The organism is Dyella sp. SG609 (assembly GCF_012275375.1).
In the GTDB taxonomy this organism is placed as follows: Bacteria; Pseudomonadota; Gammaproteobacteria; order Xanthomonadales; family Rhodanobacteraceae; genus Dyella_D; species Dyella_D marensis.
The window spans coordinates 1-20291 of record NZ_JAAZQJ010000002.1 but is presented as its reverse complement, the minus strand read 5'-3'; the positions used below and the strand labels follow the sequence as shown (position 1 = coordinate 20291).

The window sequence follows — 20291 nt, the reverse complement described above, 5'->3', positions numbered from 1 at the left end:
TCGATTCATCCGTCATGGGTGCTGCAACCCCGCGTGATATCGATATCCGATCCACAGCATTCTGGCTGCAACGTGATCAGAGGATCAAGGACGCACCGCACCCTTCGGCCATTACCTGCCTTGCCTGGCGTAATCCCCCGCCGCCGGACATGCATGCTGGACGACCTCGAGCCGCACGATATCGTTGCGTGCCAGCACCTCGTCGCGGACATAGCCGACCTTGACCCTGGAATCGGCATGGACGATGCCGCCGCCAGGTTCGGTCGCGTGATAGCCCAGCCGGATTTCATCCGGCCCGTAATCGAACAGTTGCCCGCCCACGAACCATTGCTCCACGCCGGAATCGGCTTCGCTCGACGAGGCGAGCCCTGGATGAAACTGGTCGAGGCAACCTTCGACAGTGGCAAAGCGTCCGCTGAGCACCTGCTCCTTCAGCGCGGCGGCATGGCGCACCTCGTGCAGCAGCGCCCCGCACGCGCCCACCGTGATGGTCAGGGTAAGCAGGAGATAGAACCACGCGCCTTTTCGTCCGCTGCGGATCAGATACAGCATGAAACAGCTGCCGCCTATGCCGAGCACCACGAAGAGGAGGAAGAAGAAATAAGCCGGGCTGATCCGGTCGGGATGCTGGGCTAGATCGAAAACGTCCACGCACACGTCCTCTGTGTATCGCCGCACCATGACCGGACCTGGGCGAATCCGCAACGGCATCAGCTCGGCCGGCCGTTGCCGATCATGCCGTGGCCGCCCCGCTATTCGATTTATTCACGCCGCCGACACCCTGAGGTCACTGTTTTTTCGAACCGGCCTCGAAAGACCAGATTTCCGGCCCTAAGCGACTCCATTGTTCCGTCCGGCTGGCATAGCTTCGCCAACGGCCTCCGATCTTCACGATCTGCGGCCGCGCAGGGAACGCCATCATCGAATGGATGCCTATCGTCTGGATCCTCACTGAAAAGGTAGCTGACATGAAGAAGAGCCTCTTTGCCATCAAGAACCTGTTCGAGCGTGAGAAGAGCCTGAAGGACTACGCCTGGTACATCTGGTTCTGAATGGCCGCGCTGCCTCGATGCCGTAGAGAGCGCAGCGTCATTTGATCCATCCGCGTCCGGCGTCGCCTCGGAAGATCGGGGCGCCGCCGGATGCTCCGCCGACCCTCGAGGCTCCCGACCGCATGTCATCGACCGCCAGGCACGTCCGCCCCACCGTCTTCGCTCCCCGCCTCCAGGCGCTCCTGCGCGATCACGCCGGCGACGATCTGTTCCGGCTGGATGCGAACACGGTCGGCGTCGCCGGTCCGGAGCTGATGGACCGCATCCTGAAGGCCAGGCCGGCGACCGAAACCGAGCGGCCGACCTTCAAGCCTTTGCTGGGTCGTTCCATTGCGCGTCCGGATGCCTTGAAGTCGATGCAGGCGATCGGGCGCGACGTGCGCGCCGCATTGAAGAAACCTTCGCCTGGCGACGTGGATCTCAGTGGTCCGTGGCCGCACGTCGGGCATGTCTATCTGCGCGACCTGATCCTGGGCGGCGATCCGCGCCGCCTGCGCTTCCTGATGGATCGCATCCTGGAGCTGACGCCCAAGCTGACCTGGGCGGTGATCACGGCCGGCGCGCTATGGCCGCTGCGCGCGGGGCCGCAAGCCTCCGCCATCGCCGCGGCGACGGCCGCGGCCGCCAGTTATCGCGAACGCCGCTACGCCATGGGCATGTACCGGCGCACCGCGGCCCCGGTGTGCTTCACCATCTCGACCCTGGTCGCCAACGCGCTCTGGCTGGGCGCGCCGTTCGACGACGCGGTATCGAACCGGCACGTGCTGTACGAAACGCTGCGGCTGCTGCCGCCGTCGTGGAACATCCTGCGCAACGCATCGCCCGAATACCCGGCGATCGATGCGCGCATCGGCCCCGCTGACGACGTGCTGATCCTGCCGCTGGTCAGCCACCGCGCTCCCGCCCTGTGGAGCGATCCGGACGAGTTCCTGCCGGAGCGCTGGGAACACCTGAATCCCGACGACCTGCCCGGCTACCTGCCCTTCGGCCACAAGTCCGAGCGTTGCTGGGGGCAGCATATGGTGCTGCCGCTGGCGGAAATGTTTCTGGATCTGCTGCGCAAGCAAGGCGTAACCGTGAGTCCGCGGCAGAAAGTCGCGCAGGTGCCGCTGGCCGGCCTGCTGGGTGTCGCCGAGGTCCAGGTCGCGCCGATGTAGCGCCAATGCCAAGGCGCGCCCTGTGCGTGCCGCTCAGGCCGGAATCAGCCATCCGCCGAACAGCGGCCCGGCGGTGTCGCCATGCTGCGGCTCGATGCGGAACTTCAACGTGCCGTTGCGCGTCAGCGCTGGTGGCAAGGGGTAATCGCGATCCACGAAATCGATCACGTTGCCGCGCTCCACCTTCACCTCCACCGCCAGCTTGCCGTCGACCAGGATATTGAAGCGGCCCTTGTCGCTGCCCCAGAAACGCAAGCGCAGCGCCAGCGGCCGCTCGCTGCCCTTCATCTCGAACTCGACGAAACCCTTGCCGCGCACGTCGCGGCACTCCTTGCGCCGGTAGGCGCCGCCGAAGGAGGTGTCGCTGGCCAGCTTGTGCGCCTTCTCGGACGCCTCGTTGCCGAACTGGATCATGTCCACCGCCCGGCTCCGCAAGGCGTCCTGGTCCGCCTTGGCCCGTTCCCGCCGCGCCGCTTCCTGTGTCCATTGCGCGGAGTCCATGCGCTTGAAGTACAGCGCGCTGCGGCGCTCGTACTGCGCAAAGAACGGCACGAAGGTCAGCCCTTGCGGGCGCGTGGTGCTGGCGAGAAAGCGTCCCGGCTGCGGCAAGGGAGTGAAGCCGGACAGCGGCGATGCATCCGCCACCAGCGCGGGATCGGGCTGGTCGTAAGCCTCGCTGACCGGGCCCAGATCCGCCGCCAGCGCCAATGGGCCGCGCATCACCACGATGCTGTTCTCATCGCCCGCGGCATGCTCCAGCCGCAGCGGCATGTCGAACTCGACGTCGACCACGTCGCCGGCCTTCCAGTTGCGCGCGAGCACCAGATAGCCCTGCTCCGCCTTGGCGCCCTGCTCATGGCCGTTCACGCGCAGCTTGAAGCGCCCTTCGCTCCATGCCGGCACGCGCAGCAGCAGGCGCCTGGGCGCGCCGGCACCCGCCCGGTCGATCTGCAGCCGCACCTTGCCGTTGTCCGGCACGCCGCTGTCCAGCTGCAGCGCGATGCCGCCTTCCTGCCAGTCCAGCGCGGAGGAGATATACAGATTGACGTAGAGCGAGCGCTCGTCGTGCCAGTAGATCGAATCGCCGAACTGCGCATGCGCCTCCAGCCCGGTGCCCACGCAGCACCAGAACGAATCGAACTTATCGGAGAAGGCGCGCTCGCCGCCAGTGATCATCGGCATCATGTAGGCGAACATGCCGGTCTCGGCATGCTGGGCCGCCATGGTGTGGTTGTGCAGGGTGCGCTCGTAGTAATCGAAGTAGCGGGCCTGCGGCGTCCACTGGTACAGGTGCCGCGTGAGCTTGAGCATGTTGTAGCTGTTGCAGTGTTCGCAGGTCTGCTCGGTGAGGAAGGAGGAGATCGTGTCCGGCTGCTGGAAATACTCGCGGTCGGCATTGCCGCCGATCACGTAGCTGTAGTGCGTGACCACGGTTTCCCAGAAGAAGCGCGCCGCGGCGGCGGCATCGATGTCGCCGGCAACTTCGAACCGGCGCGCCTCGCCGATGAACTTGGGCACCTGGGTATTGGCGTGCCGGTGCGGCAGGTCGTCCTTGCCGGCGATGGCGGGGTCGACGACCTTCTCGTGGCGCAGCCGCTCGCCGATCGCGATCCAGCGCGGGTTGCCGGTGCGCGCGCCCAGCTCGATGTACGACTCGTTGAAGCCGCCGAACTCGCTGTCCAGCAGCTGCTGGAGCTGCGTGTGGTCGAGTGCGTCGAAGACACCGGCGAAATAGGCGGCCGCTTTCTCCAGCACCTCCAGCGCCTGCCGGCTGCCCGCCAGCGCATGCGCATCGAGCAGGCCGGCGAACAGCTTGTGCTCGGTATAGAGCGGCGACCAGCTGCCGTTGAGGTTGAAGGCGCTGCCCTTGATGACGCCGCGGCGCACTTCCTCGAACACGATCTTGCCGCCCTCTACCCGGCCTTGCTCGTCCTTGCGCGTGAAGCCGCCGACGTAGCCGTCCTTATCTTGCGCCTGGGCCCGCGCCAGTTCGGACACGATGTAGTCGATGCGCTGCTTCGCTTCCGTATCGCCGGTCTGCCCATGCAGCAGTGCCAGCGCGCTGAGGTAATGGCCCAGCGTGTGGCCCGCGATGGTGTCGCCTTCCCAGCCGCCATAAACCGCGCCCTTGGGCGGCAGGCCGGCGTACTGCAGGAAGTTGTGCAGCAGGCGGTCCGGCTCCAGTTCGAACAGATAGCGCCGGTTGGCGGCCAGCGAATCCAGGAACAGCGACGGCTTCAGCCGCACCGCCTGCAGGGGCACCGCCGCCACCCGGCCCGGCGTGGAGGCCGCGGCTTCCAGCGGAAATTTCAGGAAGCCGGCGGCCACGGCCAGCGCGCTCCATTGCATGAAGCGGCGGCGCGACGGGTCCGTCGCCGATGGCGCGGCGCGATGCTGTGCTCCAGCGGAAAGCGGCTTCCTGGTCATGCGGCAACTCCGGAATACGGTGAAACGGACGGGCGGACTATCGAATGGATCGCCGGCGGCGTCTTGACCTTATTGCGCATCGCGGCGCTCGCCGGCACCGGCCGCGGCGGACGGCGGGCACTGCGGTGCATGGTCGCCGGCGCCAAGGCGGCCTGCCCGAAAAACCTGTGGTTTCCGGCGCTATCGGACGGCCTTCGGCGCCGGCCGCCATGCGCCATCGCGGCGGCATTCCCGATGCCGGCACGGGAGTGGCGCTGTGCCGATATCCGCACCGACGGGATGGTCGGCCGGAACGCGGCGCCGACCGGCCGGACTCACAGCGGACGCACCCCGTGCAGCGCGAAACCGCCCGCCACGCTGCGCAGCGGATTGCGCAGCGGCGCGCCCAGCGCCGGCAACTCGATCTCGAAGACGTCGCCGGGCTGTGCGCGCACGTCATCGGCGAAGCTCAATGTGGCGGTGCCGAAGAAATGCAGATGGACGTCGCCCGGACGGCGGTGCGCGGCGTACTTGAAGTGGTGGTATTCGAGGTTGGCCAGCGAGTGGCACATATTCGCCTCGCCGGTGAGAAAAGGTTTTTCCCACAGCACGCGCTCGCCGCGGTGGATGCGGCTGGAGCCGCGCAGGTCGGCCGGCAGTTCGCCGGTGCGCAGCTCCGGCCCGACCGCGCAGGCGCGCAGCTTGGAATGCGCCAGATAGAGGTAGTTCTGGCGTTCGGTGACGTGGTCGGAGAACTCGTTGCCGATGGCAAAACCCAGGCGATGCGGCGTGCCATCCGGGCCGATCAGGTACAGCCCGACCAGTTCCGGCTCCTCGCCGCCGTCGAGCGCGAAGTCCGGCGACGCCAGCGCCTGGCCCGGCGCGGCTACGATGCTGCCGTCGCCCTTGTAGAACCATTCCGGCTGCGCGCCCGGCGTATCGCCTTGCGGCATGCCGCCTTCCACGCCCCACTGGAACATGCGCATCGAGTCGGTCAGCGCGCCGGCCTCGGCCTTCTGCTTGAGGTTCTGGTGCATGGCGTCGCGCGCGGCGGCGCTGCCCAGGTGGGTGAGACCGGTGCCGGTCACGCGGCAATGCGCGGGGTCCGGATGGTGCAGCGGGGTGAGCACGCGTTCCTGCGCCAGCAGCGGCGCGTATTCGAGCTGTGTTTCGCCGTGGTGCGTCGCGGCCTGCGCGTCGAGGCTGCGCCCGCTCTGGATGGCGAGGGTCGCCAGTGCATAGGTCGAATCCACGCCATCCAGCAGACGAACCTGCGAACCCTGCACATCGACCACGCCCACTCGCGCGGCGCCGGCATCGTCAAGCAACTGGATCAAGCGCATCGTTTCGCATCCCCGCGGGCGCAAAGCCGCCCCGATAAACCTTGGACCCGCACGCTCCCGGTGCGCCGGACCCTGACCTTGCTGATCGTGCATGCTGAATCGATATACGACAAATAGATATTTCGTCGTAACCTATATGAAATCCATTATCGAAAGCCCGCCATGCGCCCCACTCCCTGGTTCGTCCGCGCGCGCCTGAAGACCCGCCAGCTGATGCTGCTGGTCGCGATCGAGGAGGAAGGCAATATCCATCGCGCCGCCGAGGTGCTGAACATGTCCCAGCCGGCGGCGTCCAAGCTGCTCAAGGACCTGGAGGACATGCTGGGCGTGCCGCTGTTCGAACGGCTGCCGCGCGGCATGCGGCCGACCTGGTACGGCGAAAGCATGATCCGCCACGCCCGCATCGCGCTCGCCGGCCTGAGCGCGGCCGGCACCGAGATCGAGTCGCTGAAGGCCGGGCGCGCCGGCGCCGTCGCCATCGGCGCGATCGCCGGCGCGGCCGTGAGCCTGCTGCCCAAGGCGCTGGCGCGGATCTCGCAGGCGCATCCGGACCTGCGCGTGTCCCTGCTGGTGGAGAGCAGCGACGTGCTGCTGGAGCGGCTGGAACAGAACCGGCTGGACCTGATGGTGGGGCGCCTGTTCGCCGGCCATGACAATCGCAATCTGCATTACCAGGCGCTGGCCGAAGAAGAAGTCTGCGCCATCGCGCGGCCGAAGCATCCGATCTTCGAGCTGCCCGCTCCCGCTCTGGACGATCTGGCCCAGGCGGCCTGGATCGTGCCGCCGGAAGGCAGCGTGCTGCGCCACCGTTTCGAGCTGATGTTCCGCAGCGCGGGCCTGCCGGCGCCCGCGCGGGTGATCGGCACCGCCGCGGTGCTGTTCCTGACCACGATGCTGCAGGAGAGCGACTACCTGGCGGTGGTGCCGCAAGACGTCGCCCGGCATTACGCCGAACACGGGATGGTGCGGATCGTGCCGCTGGAGCTGTCCTGCCGGATGGATTCGTTCGGGATCATCACGCGCACCGATTGGCTGCTGTCGCCGGGGGCGAGGACGGTGCTGGAGGCGTTGGGGGCTGTCGCAGCCGAGGTTTATGGCTAGTCGCGAAGCACTTCACTTCTCCCTCTCCCCGCTGGGGAGAGGGCGGGGTGAGGGGTGGGTGCTCGCAGCGGCGCTTATAGAGACGAAAGTGCTTGCGCGGGCTCGCATGGAAAGTCGATGGCGCCTGGCTGACGTCGGATTGGCGGTTTCGCTCCGTAGGGCCCCTCACCCCGGCCCTCTCCCCGGCGGGGAGAGGGGGATGACGGGCGAGGCGAAAATCGAGCAAAGAGCTCGCGGCGCAGCCGCGGCGTTCCGCTGGTGCGCTTTTGCTCCGGCTCTTGATCCACCGGGTCCCCTTGGCGCCGGCGGTGAGGGCTGGACGATCAGGCCCCGCAGGGGGCGAGGACAGGAGTCCTCGCCTTTTTGATCAGGGCATGGATGCCCTGTCAAAAAGCCCGGCCAGCCCTCACGGACCCGTAGCAGCGAAGCTGCGGAGGGCGCCAAGCAGGGTGCCCTCTCTTTTTGGTTACTTTTTCTCTGGGCACGCAGAGAAAAAGTAACTCGCCCCGCGGCAGCGGGGCGAAACACTCGCCAAAGGCGAGATACCCAACCGTCAACGCAACAACCGAGCGACAAAGTCCCTAGATTCCAGCTTTCGCTGGAATGACGAGATATCGATACATATACACATATCGAAATAGTGAATATTGTTATTTTTGCAATATCGCTACGCCCATTACGATCCTGCCCGTCAAGCCATCCGGCCCGCGCCGCCGCGCGCCGCCGCCCGCTCAACCGCCAAGGATTCCCACGCCACCCATGGGCTCTCCCAAGAAACCGCTCAGGCGCAGCCAGGAATGGTTCGGGCGCGAAGGCAAGCAGGGTTTCTATTACCGCAGCTGGCTCAAGGGGCTGGGCCTGCCCAACGACATGTTCGACGGGCGGCCGGTTATCGGCATCTGCAATACCTGGTCGGAACTGACGCCTTGCAACAGCTCGTTCCGCGAGCTTGCCGAACACGTCAAGCGCGGTGTGTACGAGGCCGGCGGCTTTCCGCTGGAATTCCCGGTGATGTCGCTGGGCGAAACCCAGATGCGCCCCACCGCGATGCTGTTCCGCAACCTGGCCAGCATGGATGTGGAAGAGTCGATCCGCGCCAATCCCATCGACGGCGTGGTGCTGCTGATGGGCTGCGACAAGACCACACCGGCGCTGATGATGGGCGCGGCCAGCGTGAACCTGCCGACCATCGGCGTGTCGGGTGGCCCCTCGCTGTCGGGCAACTGGCGCGGCCAGCCGATCGGCTCGGGCACCGGCGTGATCCGCATGTCGGAAATGGTGCGCGCCGGCGAGCTGGCGCAAGAAGAGTTTGTCGAGGCCGAAGCCTGCATGCAGCGCTCCAAGGGCAGCTGCATGACCATGGGCACCGCCTCCACCATGGCCAGCATGGTCGAGGCCTTGGGGATGTCGCTGCCTGAGAATGCAGCCATTCCTGCCGTGGATTCGCGCCGCTACCGCCTGGCGCATCTGTCGGGCCGGCGCATCGTGGAGATGGTGCACGAGGATCTGCGCATGTCGAAGATCCTCACCCGCGCCGCTTTCGAAAACGCCATCCGCGCGAATGCCGCGATCGGCGGCTCGACCAATGCGGTGATTCATTTGCTGGCCCTGGCCGGCCGCCTCGGCGTCGAGCTGAGCCTGGACGACTGGGACCGGCTCGGCTCCCACCTGCCCTGCCTGGTCAACCTCAAGCCGTCGGGTGAATACCTGATGGAAGATTTCTATTACGCCGGCGGCCTGCCCGCGGTATTGCGCGAGATCGCCCCGCATCTGGATCTGAGTGCGCCGACCGCGAACGGCCGCACGCTGGGCGAGAACATCGCCAGCGCGCCGTGCTGGAACCGCGACGTGATCCGTCCGATCGAGGAGCCGCTCAAGCCCGAGGCCGGCATCGCCGTGCTGCGCGGCAACCTGGCGCCGCACGGCGCGGTGATCAAGCCTTCCGCGGCCTCGCCGCAGCTGCTGCGGCATCGCGGCCGCGCGGTGGTGTTCGAGAACATCGACGACTTCAAGGCGCGCATCGACGACGAGGCGCTGGATATCGACGAAACCTGCGTGATGGTGCTGAAGAACTGCGGCCCGCGCGGCTATCCCGGCATGGCCGAGGTGGGCAACATGCCCTTGCCGCCCAAGCTGCTGCGCCGCGGCGTCACCGACATCGTGCGCATTTCCGATGCGCGCATGAGCGGCACCGCCTATGGCACCGTGGTGCTGCACGTCTCGCCCGAGGCCGCCGCCGGCGGCAACCTGGCGCTGGTGCGCGATGGCGATTTCATCGAACTGGACGTGCCCGGCCGGCGCCTGCATCTGGACCTGAGCGACGACGAACTGGCGCAGCGGCGTGCCGCGTGGAAAGCGCCGCCGGCGCCCGAGCGCGGCTGGGCGAAGCTCTACGTCGACCATGTGCAGCAGGCTCATCTCGGCGCCGATCTGGACATCCTGGTCGGCGGCAGCGGCTCGGATGTGGCCGGCGATTCACATTGAATGCACATGCAAGGCATGCACGCGCAAGCGCTACGCGCTGATGGCTGCGGGCATGCGGCAACTGCAAACGAATAAACATCAAGCACCGCCGCCGATTTCGTAATTGCGCGCCGCAGGCGGCCTTCTCAGCATGCATGCCGGCAGGCACGGCCATCGCCGTGCGCCGGACGGAACCGTTCCGTTCCCCACTACTGAGAGGGTTTCCCAATATGCACAGACGCAATTGGTTCGTTGCCCGCAATCGAGTCCTTCCAGCTGTCCGCCGCCTGCCGGCCGCAAGCCGGCCCAGGCCACGGATGCTGCCCGCGCTGCTGCTGGCCGCCGGATTATCGCTGCTTCCGCTCGGCGGACAGGCACAGCTGGCCAATCCCACCTATGGCTGGAACCTCGGCAACACGCTGGAGGCCACCTGGTCGGGCGCGGTGATGCCCACGCAGACGCTGATCAACAACGTCGCGGCTGCCGGTTTCAACACGATCCGCATCCCATGCGCGTGGGATCACAATGCCGATCCGAATACGCACGTGATCAATGCCTCCTACATGGCCACGGTGACGCAAGTGGTGCAATGGGCGCAGGCGGCCAATCTCACCGTGATCATCAACGATCATTGGGACGGCGGCTGGTTCGAGAATTCGAATTTCAACAGCTTCGACTCCAACATCAATGCGAAGCTGGTTTCCTACTGGACGCAGATCGCCAACAACTTCCGGGGCTACAACTCGAAGCTGCTGTTCGCCGTGGCCAACGAGCCGCAGGTGTCCTCGCAGGCGCAGACCGCCGTGCTGATGCAGTACTACCAGAACTTCGTCAACGCGGTGCGTTCCACCGGAGGCAACAACAGCACGCGCTGGCTGGTGCTGCAGGGGCCGGGCGGCGGCAACATCGACAACACCCATGACTGGGTCACCACGCTGCCCTCCGACCCGGCCAAGCACCTGGTGTTCGAAGTGCATTACTACGCGCCTTATCAATATGCGCTGATGACCGCCGACGCCACCTGGGGATCGATGTGGTACTTCTGGGGCAGCAACTATCATTCCTCGACGCTGACGACGCGCAACTCGACCTCCGCCAACGAGGAGTCCTACGTGAACGCGGAGCTGCAGAAAATGAACTCGCAATTCACCAGCAAGGGCATCCCCGTGCTGCTGGGCGAGTTCGGCGCCATCCGCCGCACCGGCACGGCGGGCTTGTCGGGCAGCAACCTCAATCTGCATCTCGCATCGCGCACGTATTTCGACAAGTACGTGGTCAGCCAGGCCAACAGCCTGGGCATCCGTCCGGTGTATTGGGACGATAGCGATAATGGCTCCGGCAATAATGCGTTCGGGATTTTCAACCGTTCCACCGGGACGCTGACCCGGCCCGATGATGCCCGTGCCTTGACCGGTGGCGCGGCGCTGCCGCCTCCGGGAGGCTGATGCCGCGAACGCGCTGGAATCAGCCGGCTACGTCGATTCAAATCTCCTGACCGCCATCGACATCGCCCGTCATCGGGCGATGTCGATTCGCGCGGCCTTCGTTCGTCGCATACACGGGAGCGCGTACCCTTGCCCCGCATCGACCCGGACCAGGAGATTTCCAATGAACAGCAAGAACACCATCTGCCTCTGGTATGACGGCACCGCCCTTGAGGCCGCCAGCTTCTACGCGAAAACCTTCCCGGACAGCGCCGTGGGCGCAGTCCACCATGCGCCGGGCGATTATCCCGACGGCAAGCAGGGCCATGTGCTGACGGTAGAATTCACGGTCATGGGCATCCCCTGCCTGGGCTTGAATGGCGGCCCGATGTTCAAGCACAGCGAGGCGTTCTCGTTCCAGGTCGCCACCGACGACCAGGCCGAAACCGACCGCCTGTGGAACGCGATCATCGATAACGGCGGCAGCCCCAGCGCCTGCGGCTGGTGCAAGGACAAGTGGGGCCTTTCCTGGCAGATCACCCCGCGCGCGCTGATCGCCGCCATTACCGATCCCGATGCCGCGGCAGCCAAGCGGGCCTTCGACGCGATGATGGCGATGGGCAAGATCGATATCGCCGCCATCGAAGCCGCGCGGCGCGGCTGAGGCCGGCCGCCGCAGAACCGATCCCTGTATCCAAGGAAATACGCATGCCCTGCCCGCGCCGCCTGGCCCCAGCCCTGTTGTCCATCGCCGGGACTTTTTTCGCCGCATCGATATCCGCCGCTGAAACACCTCCTTTCGATACGGCGGAACTGGACCGCTCGGCCGCGCCCTGCGTGGATTTCGATCGCTTCGTCAATGCGCGCTGGCTGGCGGCCCACCCGATTCCGCCGGACCAGGTGCGCTGGGGCGTGTTCGACCAGCTCACGCAGGAGAGCCTGCGCGTGCAGCGCGACATCGCCGAGCACGCGGCCGGCGCGTCGGCATCGGCGGGTGGCGACGTGGCCGCGCATCAGATCGGCCTGCTCTACCGCTCCGGCATGGATGCCGCGGCGATCGAGCGCGCCGGCCTGGCGCCGCTGCAGTCCTCGCTCGACGCCGTCGCCAGGTTGAAAACACCTGAGGACACGGCGGCCTTCCTGGCGCGTGCGGCGGCGGACGGCCAGCCGTTCGTGTTCGCCTTCGACGTGCAGGGCGATTTTCGCGATGCGCGGCGGCAGATCGGCGCCGCCGCGCCCGCGGCACTGGGCCTGCCCAGCCGCGACTATTACGCCGACGCACGCTATGCGCGGGAGCGTCGGGCCTATCGCGACTACATGATCCGCCTGTTCCAGCTGGCGGGCGATGACGCGCCCGACCGGGCCGCCGACGATGCGCTTGCACTGGAAACTTCGCTCGCCGAAGTGACGCTCTCGCCGGAAGCAGCCCGCCAGCCGGCGAATCAGTTCCACGCCGTGCGTGCGGCCGAAGCGGATCGCCTCACCCCGCATTTCCGCTGGGCGCCGTTCCTCACCGCGCAAGGCCTGCCGGCGACGGCCGAGTTCTCGCTCGCGCCGCCAGCGTTCTTTACCGGCTTCGACCGCCTGCTGGCCACCGCGCCGCCGGCGCAATGGCGGGCCTATATGCGTTTCCATCTGCTGGACGATGCGGCGCCCTATCTCGCGCAGGCATTCCAGGATGCGTCTTTCGACTTCCACGGCCGCGCGCTTGCCGGCCAGCAGCGGGACAAGCCGCGCTGGCAACGCGTGCTCGGCACCGTCAATGCGCAGATGGGCGAGGCGATGGGCCAGCTCTATGTCGCGCGCACGTTTTCTCCCGAAGCCAGGCAGCGTGCGCAGGTACTGGTGACGCGCCTGCTGGCGGCGCTCAAGGCCCGCATCGAGGCGCTGGACTGGATGAGCGGCGCCACCAAGGCGCGCGCGCTGGCCAAATGGCAAGCCTTCGTGCCCAAGGTCGGCTATCCCGACCACTGGCGCGACTGGTCCGGCCTTGAGCTGTCCGCGGGCGGCTACTACGCCAATGTTCGTGCGCTGGCGCGCTTCAACCATCGCGATGCGATGGCGCGGGTCGGCCAGCCGACCGACCGCACCCGCTGGAGCGTCCTGCCGCAGACAGTGGATGCGTTCTACCGCGCGGAGGACAACAGCATCACCTTCCCGGCGGCGATTCTGCAGCCGCCGTTCTTTTATGCGAATGGCGATGACGCCATCAACTACGGCGGTATCGGCGCCGCCATCGGCCACGAAGCCACGCATGGCTTCGACGACGCCGGCCGCCAGTTCGACGGACAAGGCAACCAGGCCGACTGGTGGACCGCCGAGGACAACGCGCGTTTCAACAGCCGGGCCGACGCGCTGGTGCGCCAGTTCAACGCCTATGCGCCCTTGCCGGACCATCCCGACGTGCACGTCAATGGACGCCTCACCCTGGGCGAGAACATCGCGGACCTCGGCGGCGTACATATCGCTTACGACGCACTGCAGGCTGCGCTCAAGGCGGCCCCCGCGGAGGCGAACCGCCGCATCGACGGCTATACCCAGGACCAGCGCTTTTTCCTGGCTTTCGCCCGGATATGGCGCGCCCGCATGCGCGAACAGCAGACCCTGGTCTACCTGGCGAGCAATCCGCATGCGCCGCCGCACGAACGCATCGTCGGCACGCTGGGCAATGTGCCGGCGTTTGCGCAAGCGTTTCAGTGCAGGACGGGCGATGCCATGCTGCGGCCGGTGAAGGACCAGGTGCGGATCTGGTAACGAAGAAGGCCGCGCTGCGATGGCGCGGCCTTCATGGGGAATGGCGCATGCATCCCGGCCGCGCGGCGCCTAACGCACGACGGGCGGCGCCAGCCGCTTCAATGCGCCTGCCACGATGTCGCTGAAGACTTTCGCATCGCCATAGGCTCGCGCCGCCAGCATGGCGCCATACACCATGGCCATGAACGCCTCCGCCTCCTGGCGCGCCGATCCCTGCAGCTGGAAGCGGCCCAGTTGCGCGCCGCGGGTCATCACCCGTTCCAGCCAGCCGGACAGGTCGTGGAAGTGAGCCCGCACTTCCTGCGCGAGGTCCGCCGGCAGCGTCGGCAATTCGCTGGCCAGCATGCCGGCCACGCAGAACGGCGCGGATGCATCGGCGATGCACTTCTCCCAATAGCCGGTGTACATGCGCAGCTGCGCATCGGGATCGAAGGCGCCGTCATCCAGGAGCCGGGTCTGCTCCACGATGACGGCGCGGGATTGCTCCACCACGGCTTTCGCCAGGTCGGATTTGGCGGGGAAATGGTGATGGATGCTGGCCTTGCGCATCTGCACCTCGTCGGCGACGTCGGCATAGCTGAAGCCGTTGTAGCCCCGGATCTGGATCAGGTGGCGGGCCGAATCGATCAATTTCTGCTGGGTATTCATGGAGGCCATCCTATCACTAGGTAGGTATTTATGCACCACTTGACGTTTTTAAATACTTATTGACATAGATACCTACCTACTAGTAGGTTACTCACTCCATCCCCCCGCAGACACCCCTCTCATGAACTCCTTGCGCAACTTCTATCTCCTCCGCGCCATCGCCGCCTTCGCCTGGGTGGCGCTGGCTTTCCTTTCGGCCGCGGCTCCGGCACTCGTCGTCGGCGCCCTGCTGGTGATCTATCCCGCCTGGGACGCGCTCGCCAATGTGATCGACGCCCGGCGCAGCGGAGGACTCCAGGTCAATCCCGGGCAGAAATTCAATGCGGTTACCAGCATCGTCACCGCCGCGTGCATGGCCGTGGCCTTCGCCCTGCATGGCAATGCGGGCGGCGTGCTGGTGTTCGGCATCTGGGCGCTGCTCGCCGGCCTGTTCCAGCTGGCGGTCGGTATCCGGCGGCGCAAGCTGGGCGGCCAGGTCTTCATGATGATCAGCGGAGCGCAGTCCGCACTGGCGGGCGTGATCTTTACCGTCAAGTCATTCGGAACGGCGCCTACGATTGCGGAGCTGGCTCCCTATGCCGCGTTCGGCGGCCTGTATTTCCTGCTGTCGGCGCTCTGGCTGACGTTCAAGCGCCAGCGCACGGAAGTCGCCATGGATCTATCCGGCCGCTGACGTCCGCATCGTGACGAACTACACGCGCGGCCTGCCGGCCGCGCGGATAGCATGGCCGGCTTGCGTGCGGCCGGTAATCCGGCGTGCGGATGACTGCCGGCCACTGTTTACCTATGAATTTTCAGAACAAGAATCAGGCCCTGGAAGGGCTGCGCGGTATCGCCGCGTTGGTCGTGGTGTTCTCGCATTGCGCATGGGCGTTCTTTCCCTATCTGCAATCCGGATTGCCCGCCCACCTGCTCGCCGGCTGGGAGCCGTTTATCCAGAACAGTCCGTTGACGGTGCTCTATAACGGCACGGCCTCGGTCGCCATTTTCTTCGTCATGAGCGGGTATGTGCTGACGCGCCGGTATTTCGAACAGCCGGAGTCGGCCCGCCTGGACGAAGCGGCCATCAAGCGGTTTCCGCGCCTTGGCGTGCCGGTATTCGCTTCGGTGCTGCTCGGTTATGCGGTGATCAAGCTCGGGCTGATTTCGGACGTCGTGCCTAATGGCCGCCATTTTCTTGGCGATTGGTATCACATCCATGCGCGCATTTTCCTGGCCGTCAAAGACGCGCTGTTCGGCTCGCTGCTGCTCGGCCATAACGGCTACAACTACGTGCTGTGGACGATCAATGTCGAATTGATCGGTTCGATCGGCCTGTTCGCCTTCATGGCGCTGTTCGGCCGATCGCGTTGCGCCGGCATCTGCGCGCTGCTGTGCGCGGGCGCCCTGGTCTGGGAAGGCGAGCCGCCTTATCTGCTCGGCGCGCTGTTCTTCGGCGGCGCCTATCTGCATGCCTGGCCCAAGCCGCCCTCCTCCGCGGTTATCCGCTACCTGCTGCTGGCGCTTGCGCTGGTGCTTGGCGGCTTCCATGCCCAGAGCACGTTCTACGCGCCGCTGCAGGCGCTGGCGGCGTGGCTGGCCGCGCACCATATCCGGGCGGATCCCGCGTTTCTGTTTCCATCACTGGGCGGCCTGCTGCTGGTCTGGCTGGTGCTCCATTCGAAGACGATGTCCGCCGCGCTTTCCAGCAAGCCGCTGGCCTGGCTGGGCGGTATTTCTTTTTCGCTTTACCTGATTCACAGCATCCTGCTGTCCAGCATCGGGCTGGCTTCGTTCGGCGTGCTGCTGGCGCCGCTGGGTTATCAGGCGGCTGCCGTGCTTGGCTCGCTTATCACCGTGGCTGCGTCGCTGCTGTTGTCGGTGCCGTTCAGAAGCCTGGTCGATCTGCCGGCGATCCGGCTGGCCAGCCGCTTTGGCAAGTGGTCCTTTGCCCGCGAGGCGACGGTCACGCCGCTGCCCACGCGCGAACAAGCCACGCGGCCCGCGGACGTCGATCCGGCGAGGCTGGCGAAGAAAGCCTGATCGCAGCGGCGGCGATTATCCATTCGCCGCAATGGTGGTTAATGCGTTGCTGAAATTATCTTCCGCATTAATGGAATGATTTTCTCCATGGCGCAAGTTGCAGCGGAAATATTTTTCTCGCGCATAAAAGTCCGCTATTTGCATGGACGATAAAAGGTGATCGCCATCGCAGGATTAAAATGCGAGCGCGCCATTAGCGCATAAATGCCGCGCGCCATAACAGAATAACCACGCGCCGGGCGATAGAACGCCAGCGCCCCACCAGCAACAAAGCATGCTTTCCGCGCAACCGCCCGCCTCGACCGGGCGGATGGGAAGCTTCTGTCCGCGCCCTGCCCTCATCAACACACGTGCAAATCACCATGGGAGAAATGGTCATGAATAAGCGCGTATTTCAGAGAGTCGTTCGCATCATCGACCTGCTTGGAAAAACCCTTGCCTGCGCCATGCTGGTCATGCTCTTGTCGGCCGCCTGCGTGCAGCCGCCATGGTTCGCGACCTGGTATGCGGCGCCGCAGGATTACAACATCCTGTTTCCAGGCACCACCGTCCCGCCCCTGACGATTTCGAACCAGTCCATTCGCCAGATCGTCCACACTTCGCACGGCGGAAACCTGATCCGCATCAAGCTGACCAATTACTTCGGAACCACGCCCGTCACCTTCGACGAAGCGCGGGTTGCCCGCAGCACCGGCAATGGCGGCATCGACCTTGCCACCGACCAGGCGCTCCGCTTCGACGGCAGGCGCAGCCTGACCCTCGCACCGGGCGAAGAACGCTGGAGCGATCCGGTGAGCCTGCCGTTTCCCACGCACGCGGATCTCGCGATCAGCCTGTTCGTGCCGCTGAACACGCCCGTCGTCACCACCCACACCATCGGCATGCAGACCAACTACCTTGCCCCCGGCGATCAGGCGTCCGCCGCGGCCATGGGCAGTGCCACGGCCACGGGCAAGTACTACTGGCTCAGCGAAGTGGACGCATCGACGGCCGGCAACTCCGGCGTCACCGACCTGGCGGCGCATCCGTACAAGGTGGTCGTGGCCTTTGGCGATTCGATCACCGACGGCTACGGCTCCACCCCCGACACCAACCGCCGCTGGCCCAACGATCTCGACAATCGCGTGCAGGCCGCGGCGCATAGCCTGGGCCGCGCGAGCGTGGTCAATGCCGCCATCGCGGGCAACCGCTGGATCTACGACGGCGTCGGCCCCGCGGCGGTGACCCGCTTCGCCCACGACGTGGCCGGCGTTTCCGGCGCCACGCACGTGATGATCCTGCTGGGCATCAACGACATCGGCATCGGCGAACTCTATCCGCCGCAGAACGTATCCGCCGGCCAGATCATCGCCGCCATGCAGGCCACCATCGCCCAGGCGAAGGCCAGCCATATCAAGATCTACCTGGCGACGATTACGCCGTACAACGGCGCCTCGTACTACGACGCCGCGGGAGAAATGAAACGCGAAGCCGTCAATGCCTTCGTGCGCTCCGCGAACGGCGCCGACGGCGTGCTCGACTTCGACAGCATCGTGCGCGATCCGGCCAACCCCACGACGCTGCTGCCCGCTTTCGACAGCGGCGATCATCTGCATCCCAATGACGTGGGCTACCAGGCCATGGCGGACTCCATCGATCTTGGCCTACTGGAAGACTGAGTTGCGGATTTCATAACCGCAACTGCGGTTTTGCGTAATGCAGCGCGAGCCCGTGTGGCGTTTCATGGGGAGATGCCGAATGGACGGCGGGAGCACCCCTCATGCATCACACCATGCGAGCCGCGCTGCTGATTTTCTCGCTTGCGCTATCGGGCACCCTGGCGGCACAGGAGGTCAGCCCCGCCCCGCCCATGGGCTGGAACAGCTGGGACTCTTACGGCCTGACCATCGACGAAGCGGATTTCAAAGCCAATGCGAGCGTGCTCGCCGGGCTGCGCGCCCACGGCTGGACCTATGCGGTGATCGACCAGGGCTGGTACATGCGCCGCCCCTTCGGCAACACCCTGCAGAACCGCGACTACGCGCTGGATGCCCATGGCCTGCTGGTTCCCGCGCTCAATCGTTTCCCTTCCGCCGCCGATGGACAGGGCTTCAAGCCGCTGGCGGACTGGGTGCATGCGCAAGGCCTGAAGTTCGGCATCCACATCGTGCGCGGCATGCCGAAACAGACGGTGGCGGACCAGCTGCCCATCGCCGGCTCCGCTTTCCACGCCAGCGACGCTGCCGACACCGCGGATACCTGCCCCTGGGACGACAGCAATTACGGCGTGCGGGACAACGCCGCCGGACAGGCCTACTACGATTCCATGCTGGCCTTGTATGCGGGCTGGGGCGTGGATTTCCTCAAGGTCGACTGCATTGCCGACCACCCGTACAAGATCAGCGAGATCCGCCAGATCGCATCGGCCATCCGCAAAGCCGGCCGGCCGATCGTACTCAGCCTGTCGCCCGGCCCCACCCAGCTGGCGCACGCGGCGGAAATCCGCCAGTACGGACAGATGTGGCGCATTTCCAACGACGTCTGGGATGGCTGGTCGTTCACCCACAAGCGCCCGCAGGACGATTTTCCCATGGGCGTGCGCGACGTCTTCGAGCGCCTGCCGGCCTGGGCCGGCCACGCCGGCGACGGCCGCTGGCCCGATGCCGACATGCTGCCGTTCGGCATGCTCGCCCCGCATCCGGGCTGGGGCGAGGCGCGCCGCTCGCGCCTGAGCCTGGACGAACAGCGCACGCTGCTGGGCCTGCTCGCCATGGCGCGTTCGCCGCTCATCCTGGGCGCCAACCTCACCAGGCTGGACGAGGCGACGCGGGCGTTGCTCACCAACAAGGACGTGATTGCGATCGATCAGGACAGCCACGGCAATCGTCCGGTCGAACCTCTGCCCGCGCGCCTGCAATCGCTGCGCGCATGGGTGGCCGAAGGCCGCGATGGCGAGCGCTATCTGGCCGTGTTCAACCTGGGCGAGCGGCCTTTTGCGCTGCATGCGGACTGGCACGAACTGGGGCTGGAGCCGGGACGGTATGAGGGGCGCGAGCTATGGAGCGGCCGGCGCGCCGACGCCGCGGGCAAGCTCGATATCGAACTGCCCGCGCATGGCAGCGCCTTGTTTGCCTTGCGCCGGCTGCGCCGCGACTGACACGGGCCCGGCAGCGCGCAGCCTGGCCCGGCCGCCCGCGCGGATCAGCCGCGATCCGCGTTGCCGGCCATCTGCCGGAAGTGTTCGTTCGCGCGCGCCGTCATGCGCGGAAGCTCGGCTGCGAGGAATTCGATAAACGACCGGACGGCGGGCACCATGCCGCGCCGCGACGGGAACACGGCATGCAACTGGTGCGCGGCGATGCGATGGCCGGGCAGCAGCTGAATCAGCCGTCCATCCGCGATCGCTTCGCCGCAAAGATTGAACGGCAGCTGCGCCACGCCGATGCCGGCCATGGCCGCCTGCTGCAGCAGATGGACGTCGTCAGTCACCAGCGCCGGCGCATACTCGATCTCGATCGTGGCGCCGTCCGGCGCCGCCATGCGCCAGCGCGGACGCTCCGCTCCCGCGCCTCCCGGCCCCACTCCGGCCACGCCCTGCAGCGCGGCGGCGGAAGCAAAGGGGCCTCGCTCGCGCACGAAGGACGGACTGGCCGCGAGGACCTGTTCGCTCAGGCCGAACGTGCGCACGACCAGGCTGGAATCGTCCATCGCCGTACGGATGCGCAGCGCGACGTCGTAGCCTTCGCCGATCACATCGACCCGCCGATTGGTCAGGTCCAGTTCCAGACGCACGTCCGGATGGGCGCGAAGAAATTCGCCGAGGACCGGCGCGAGAAAAAGATGCGCGACGCCGACGGGACAGCTGACGCGCAAGCGACCCGACGGCTTCTCGCCCGCCCGCTCGGCCACTTCCATGGCGGCGCGCGCGGCTTGCGTCACCGC

The 20291-nt window shown here is 66.2% G+C and carries 16 protein-coding genes; 11 read left to right on the top strand and 5 right to left on the bottom strand.

Going from position 1 to position 20291, the window contains the following annotated elements; all coding sequences use genetic code 11:
- Positions 1-111 precede the first annotated feature (111 nt).
- A complete protein-coding gene (locus FHW85_RS03540) occupies positions 112-651 on the bottom strand; it encodes a hypothetical protein (RefSeq protein ID WP_168647359.1) in 540 nt (179 codons plus the stop codon).
- Positions 652-929: 278 nt separating this feature from the next.
- Here FHW85_RS03540 and FHW85_RS22270 point away from each other — a divergent pair, with 278 nt between their 5' ends.
- Positions 930-1052 (top strand): tryptorubin family RiPP precursor, encoded by a 123-nt coding sequence (locus FHW85_RS22270; RefSeq protein WP_214570649.1) that lies wholly within the window; start codon positions 930-932, stop codon positions 1050-1052.
- A 122-nt stretch (positions 1053-1174) separates the two neighbouring features.
- On the top strand, positions 1175-2209 hold the full coding sequence (locus FHW85_RS03535; protein WP_168647358.1) for a cytochrome P450: 1035 nt from the start codon (positions 1175-1177) through the stop codon (positions 2207-2209).
- A gap of 33 nt (positions 2210-2242) precedes the next feature.
- Here the strand turns inward: FHW85_RS03535 and FHW85_RS03530 are convergent, their stop codons facing one another.
- Both FHW85_RS03530 and araD1 read right to left on the bottom strand, forming a co-directional pair.
- Positions 2243-4636: a glycoside hydrolase family 127 protein gene (locus FHW85_RS03530; RefSeq protein WP_168647357.1), complete on the bottom strand. Its 2394-nt coding sequence runs from the start codon at positions 4634-4636 to the stop codon at positions 2243-2245.
- Between the two features lie 314 nt (positions 4637-4950).
- Positions 4951-5958 (bottom strand): AraD1 family protein, encoded by a 1008-nt coding sequence (gene araD1, locus FHW85_RS03525; RefSeq protein WP_168647356.1) that lies wholly within the window; start codon positions 5956-5958, stop codon positions 4951-4953.
- Between the two features lie 162 nt (positions 5959-6120).
- On the opposite strand from araD1, the gene FHW85_RS03520 reads away from it, so the two are divergent.
- The 5 genes from FHW85_RS03520 to FHW85_RS03500 all read left to right on the top strand — a co-directional run bounded on the left by FHW85_RS03520 (position 6121) and on the right by FHW85_RS03500 (position 13700).
- On the top strand, positions 6121-7059 hold the full coding sequence (locus FHW85_RS03520; RefSeq protein WP_246866649.1) for a LysR family transcriptional regulator: 939 nt from the start codon (positions 6121-6123) through the stop codon (positions 7057-7059).
- A 759-nt stretch (positions 7060-7818) separates the two neighbouring features.
- On the top strand, positions 7819-9543 hold the full coding sequence (locus FHW85_RS03515) for an IlvD/Edd family dehydratase (RefSeq protein ID WP_168647355.1): 1725 nt from the start codon (positions 7819-7821) through the stop codon (positions 9541-9543).
- A gap of 296 nt (positions 9544-9839) precedes the next feature.
- Positions 9840-10967 (top strand): glycoside hydrolase family 5 protein, encoded by a 1128-nt coding sequence (locus FHW85_RS03510; RefSeq protein WP_168647354.1) that lies wholly within the window; start codon positions 9840-9842, stop codon positions 10965-10967.
- Between the two features lie 163 nt (positions 10968-11130).
- Positions 11131-11610 (top strand): VOC family protein, encoded by a 480-nt coding sequence (locus FHW85_RS03505; protein ID WP_168647353.1) that lies wholly within the window; start codon positions 11131-11133, stop codon positions 11608-11610.
- Positions 11611-11654: 44 nt separating this feature from the next.
- Positions 11655-13700 carry a M13 family metallopeptidase gene (locus FHW85_RS03500; protein WP_168647352.1) on the top strand — a complete coding sequence of 682 codons (2046 nt, stop codon included), beginning with the start codon at positions 11655-11657 and terminating at the stop codon, positions 13698-13700.
- Positions 13701-13769: 69 nt separating this feature from the next.
- On the opposite strand, the gene FHW85_RS03495 is transcribed toward FHW85_RS03500, so the two are convergent.
- Positions 13770-14348 carry a TetR/AcrR family transcriptional regulator gene (locus FHW85_RS03495; RefSeq protein WP_246866648.1) on the bottom strand — a complete coding sequence of 193 codons (579 nt, stop codon included), beginning with the start codon at positions 14346-14348 and terminating at the stop codon, positions 13770-13772.
- 121 nt (positions 14349-14469) lie between these two features.
- Here FHW85_RS03495 and FHW85_RS03490 point away from each other — a divergent pair, with 121 nt between their 5' ends.
- The 4 genes from FHW85_RS03490 to FHW85_RS03475 all read left to right on the top strand — a co-directional run bounded on the left by FHW85_RS03490 (position 14470) and on the right by FHW85_RS03475 (position 19506).
- Complete coding sequence (locus FHW85_RS03490) at positions 14470-15021, top strand: DUF308 domain-containing protein (protein ID WP_168647350.1); 552 nt, start codon at positions 14470-14472, stop codon at positions 15019-15021.
- Between the two features lie 113 nt (positions 15022-15134).
- Entirely contained in the window at positions 15135-16370 is a 1236-nt protein-coding gene (locus FHW85_RS03485; RefSeq protein ID WP_168647349.1) for an acyltransferase, read from the top strand.
- 377 nt (positions 16371-16747) lie between these two features.
- Positions 16748-18028 carry an SGNH/GDSL hydrolase family protein gene (locus FHW85_RS03480; protein WP_168647348.1) on the top strand — a complete coding sequence of 427 codons (1281 nt, stop codon included), beginning with the start codon at positions 16748-16750 and terminating at the stop codon, positions 18026-18028.
- Between the two features lie 101 nt (positions 18029-18129).
- The gene (locus tag FHW85_RS03475; RefSeq protein WP_246866647.1) at positions 18130-19506 is read left to right on the top strand and encodes a glycoside hydrolase family 27 protein; all 1377 of its coding nucleotides are present in this window, start codon (positions 18130-18132) and stop codon (positions 19504-19506) included.
- A 44-nt stretch (positions 19507-19550) separates the two neighbouring features.
- On the opposite strand, the gene FHW85_RS03470 is transcribed toward FHW85_RS03475, so the two are convergent.
- Positions 19551-20264: a LysR substrate-binding domain-containing protein gene (locus tag FHW85_RS03470; protein ID WP_210427699.1), complete on the bottom strand. Its 714-nt coding sequence runs from the start codon at positions 20262-20264 to the stop codon at positions 19551-19553.
- Positions 20265-20291 lie beyond the last annotated feature (27 nt).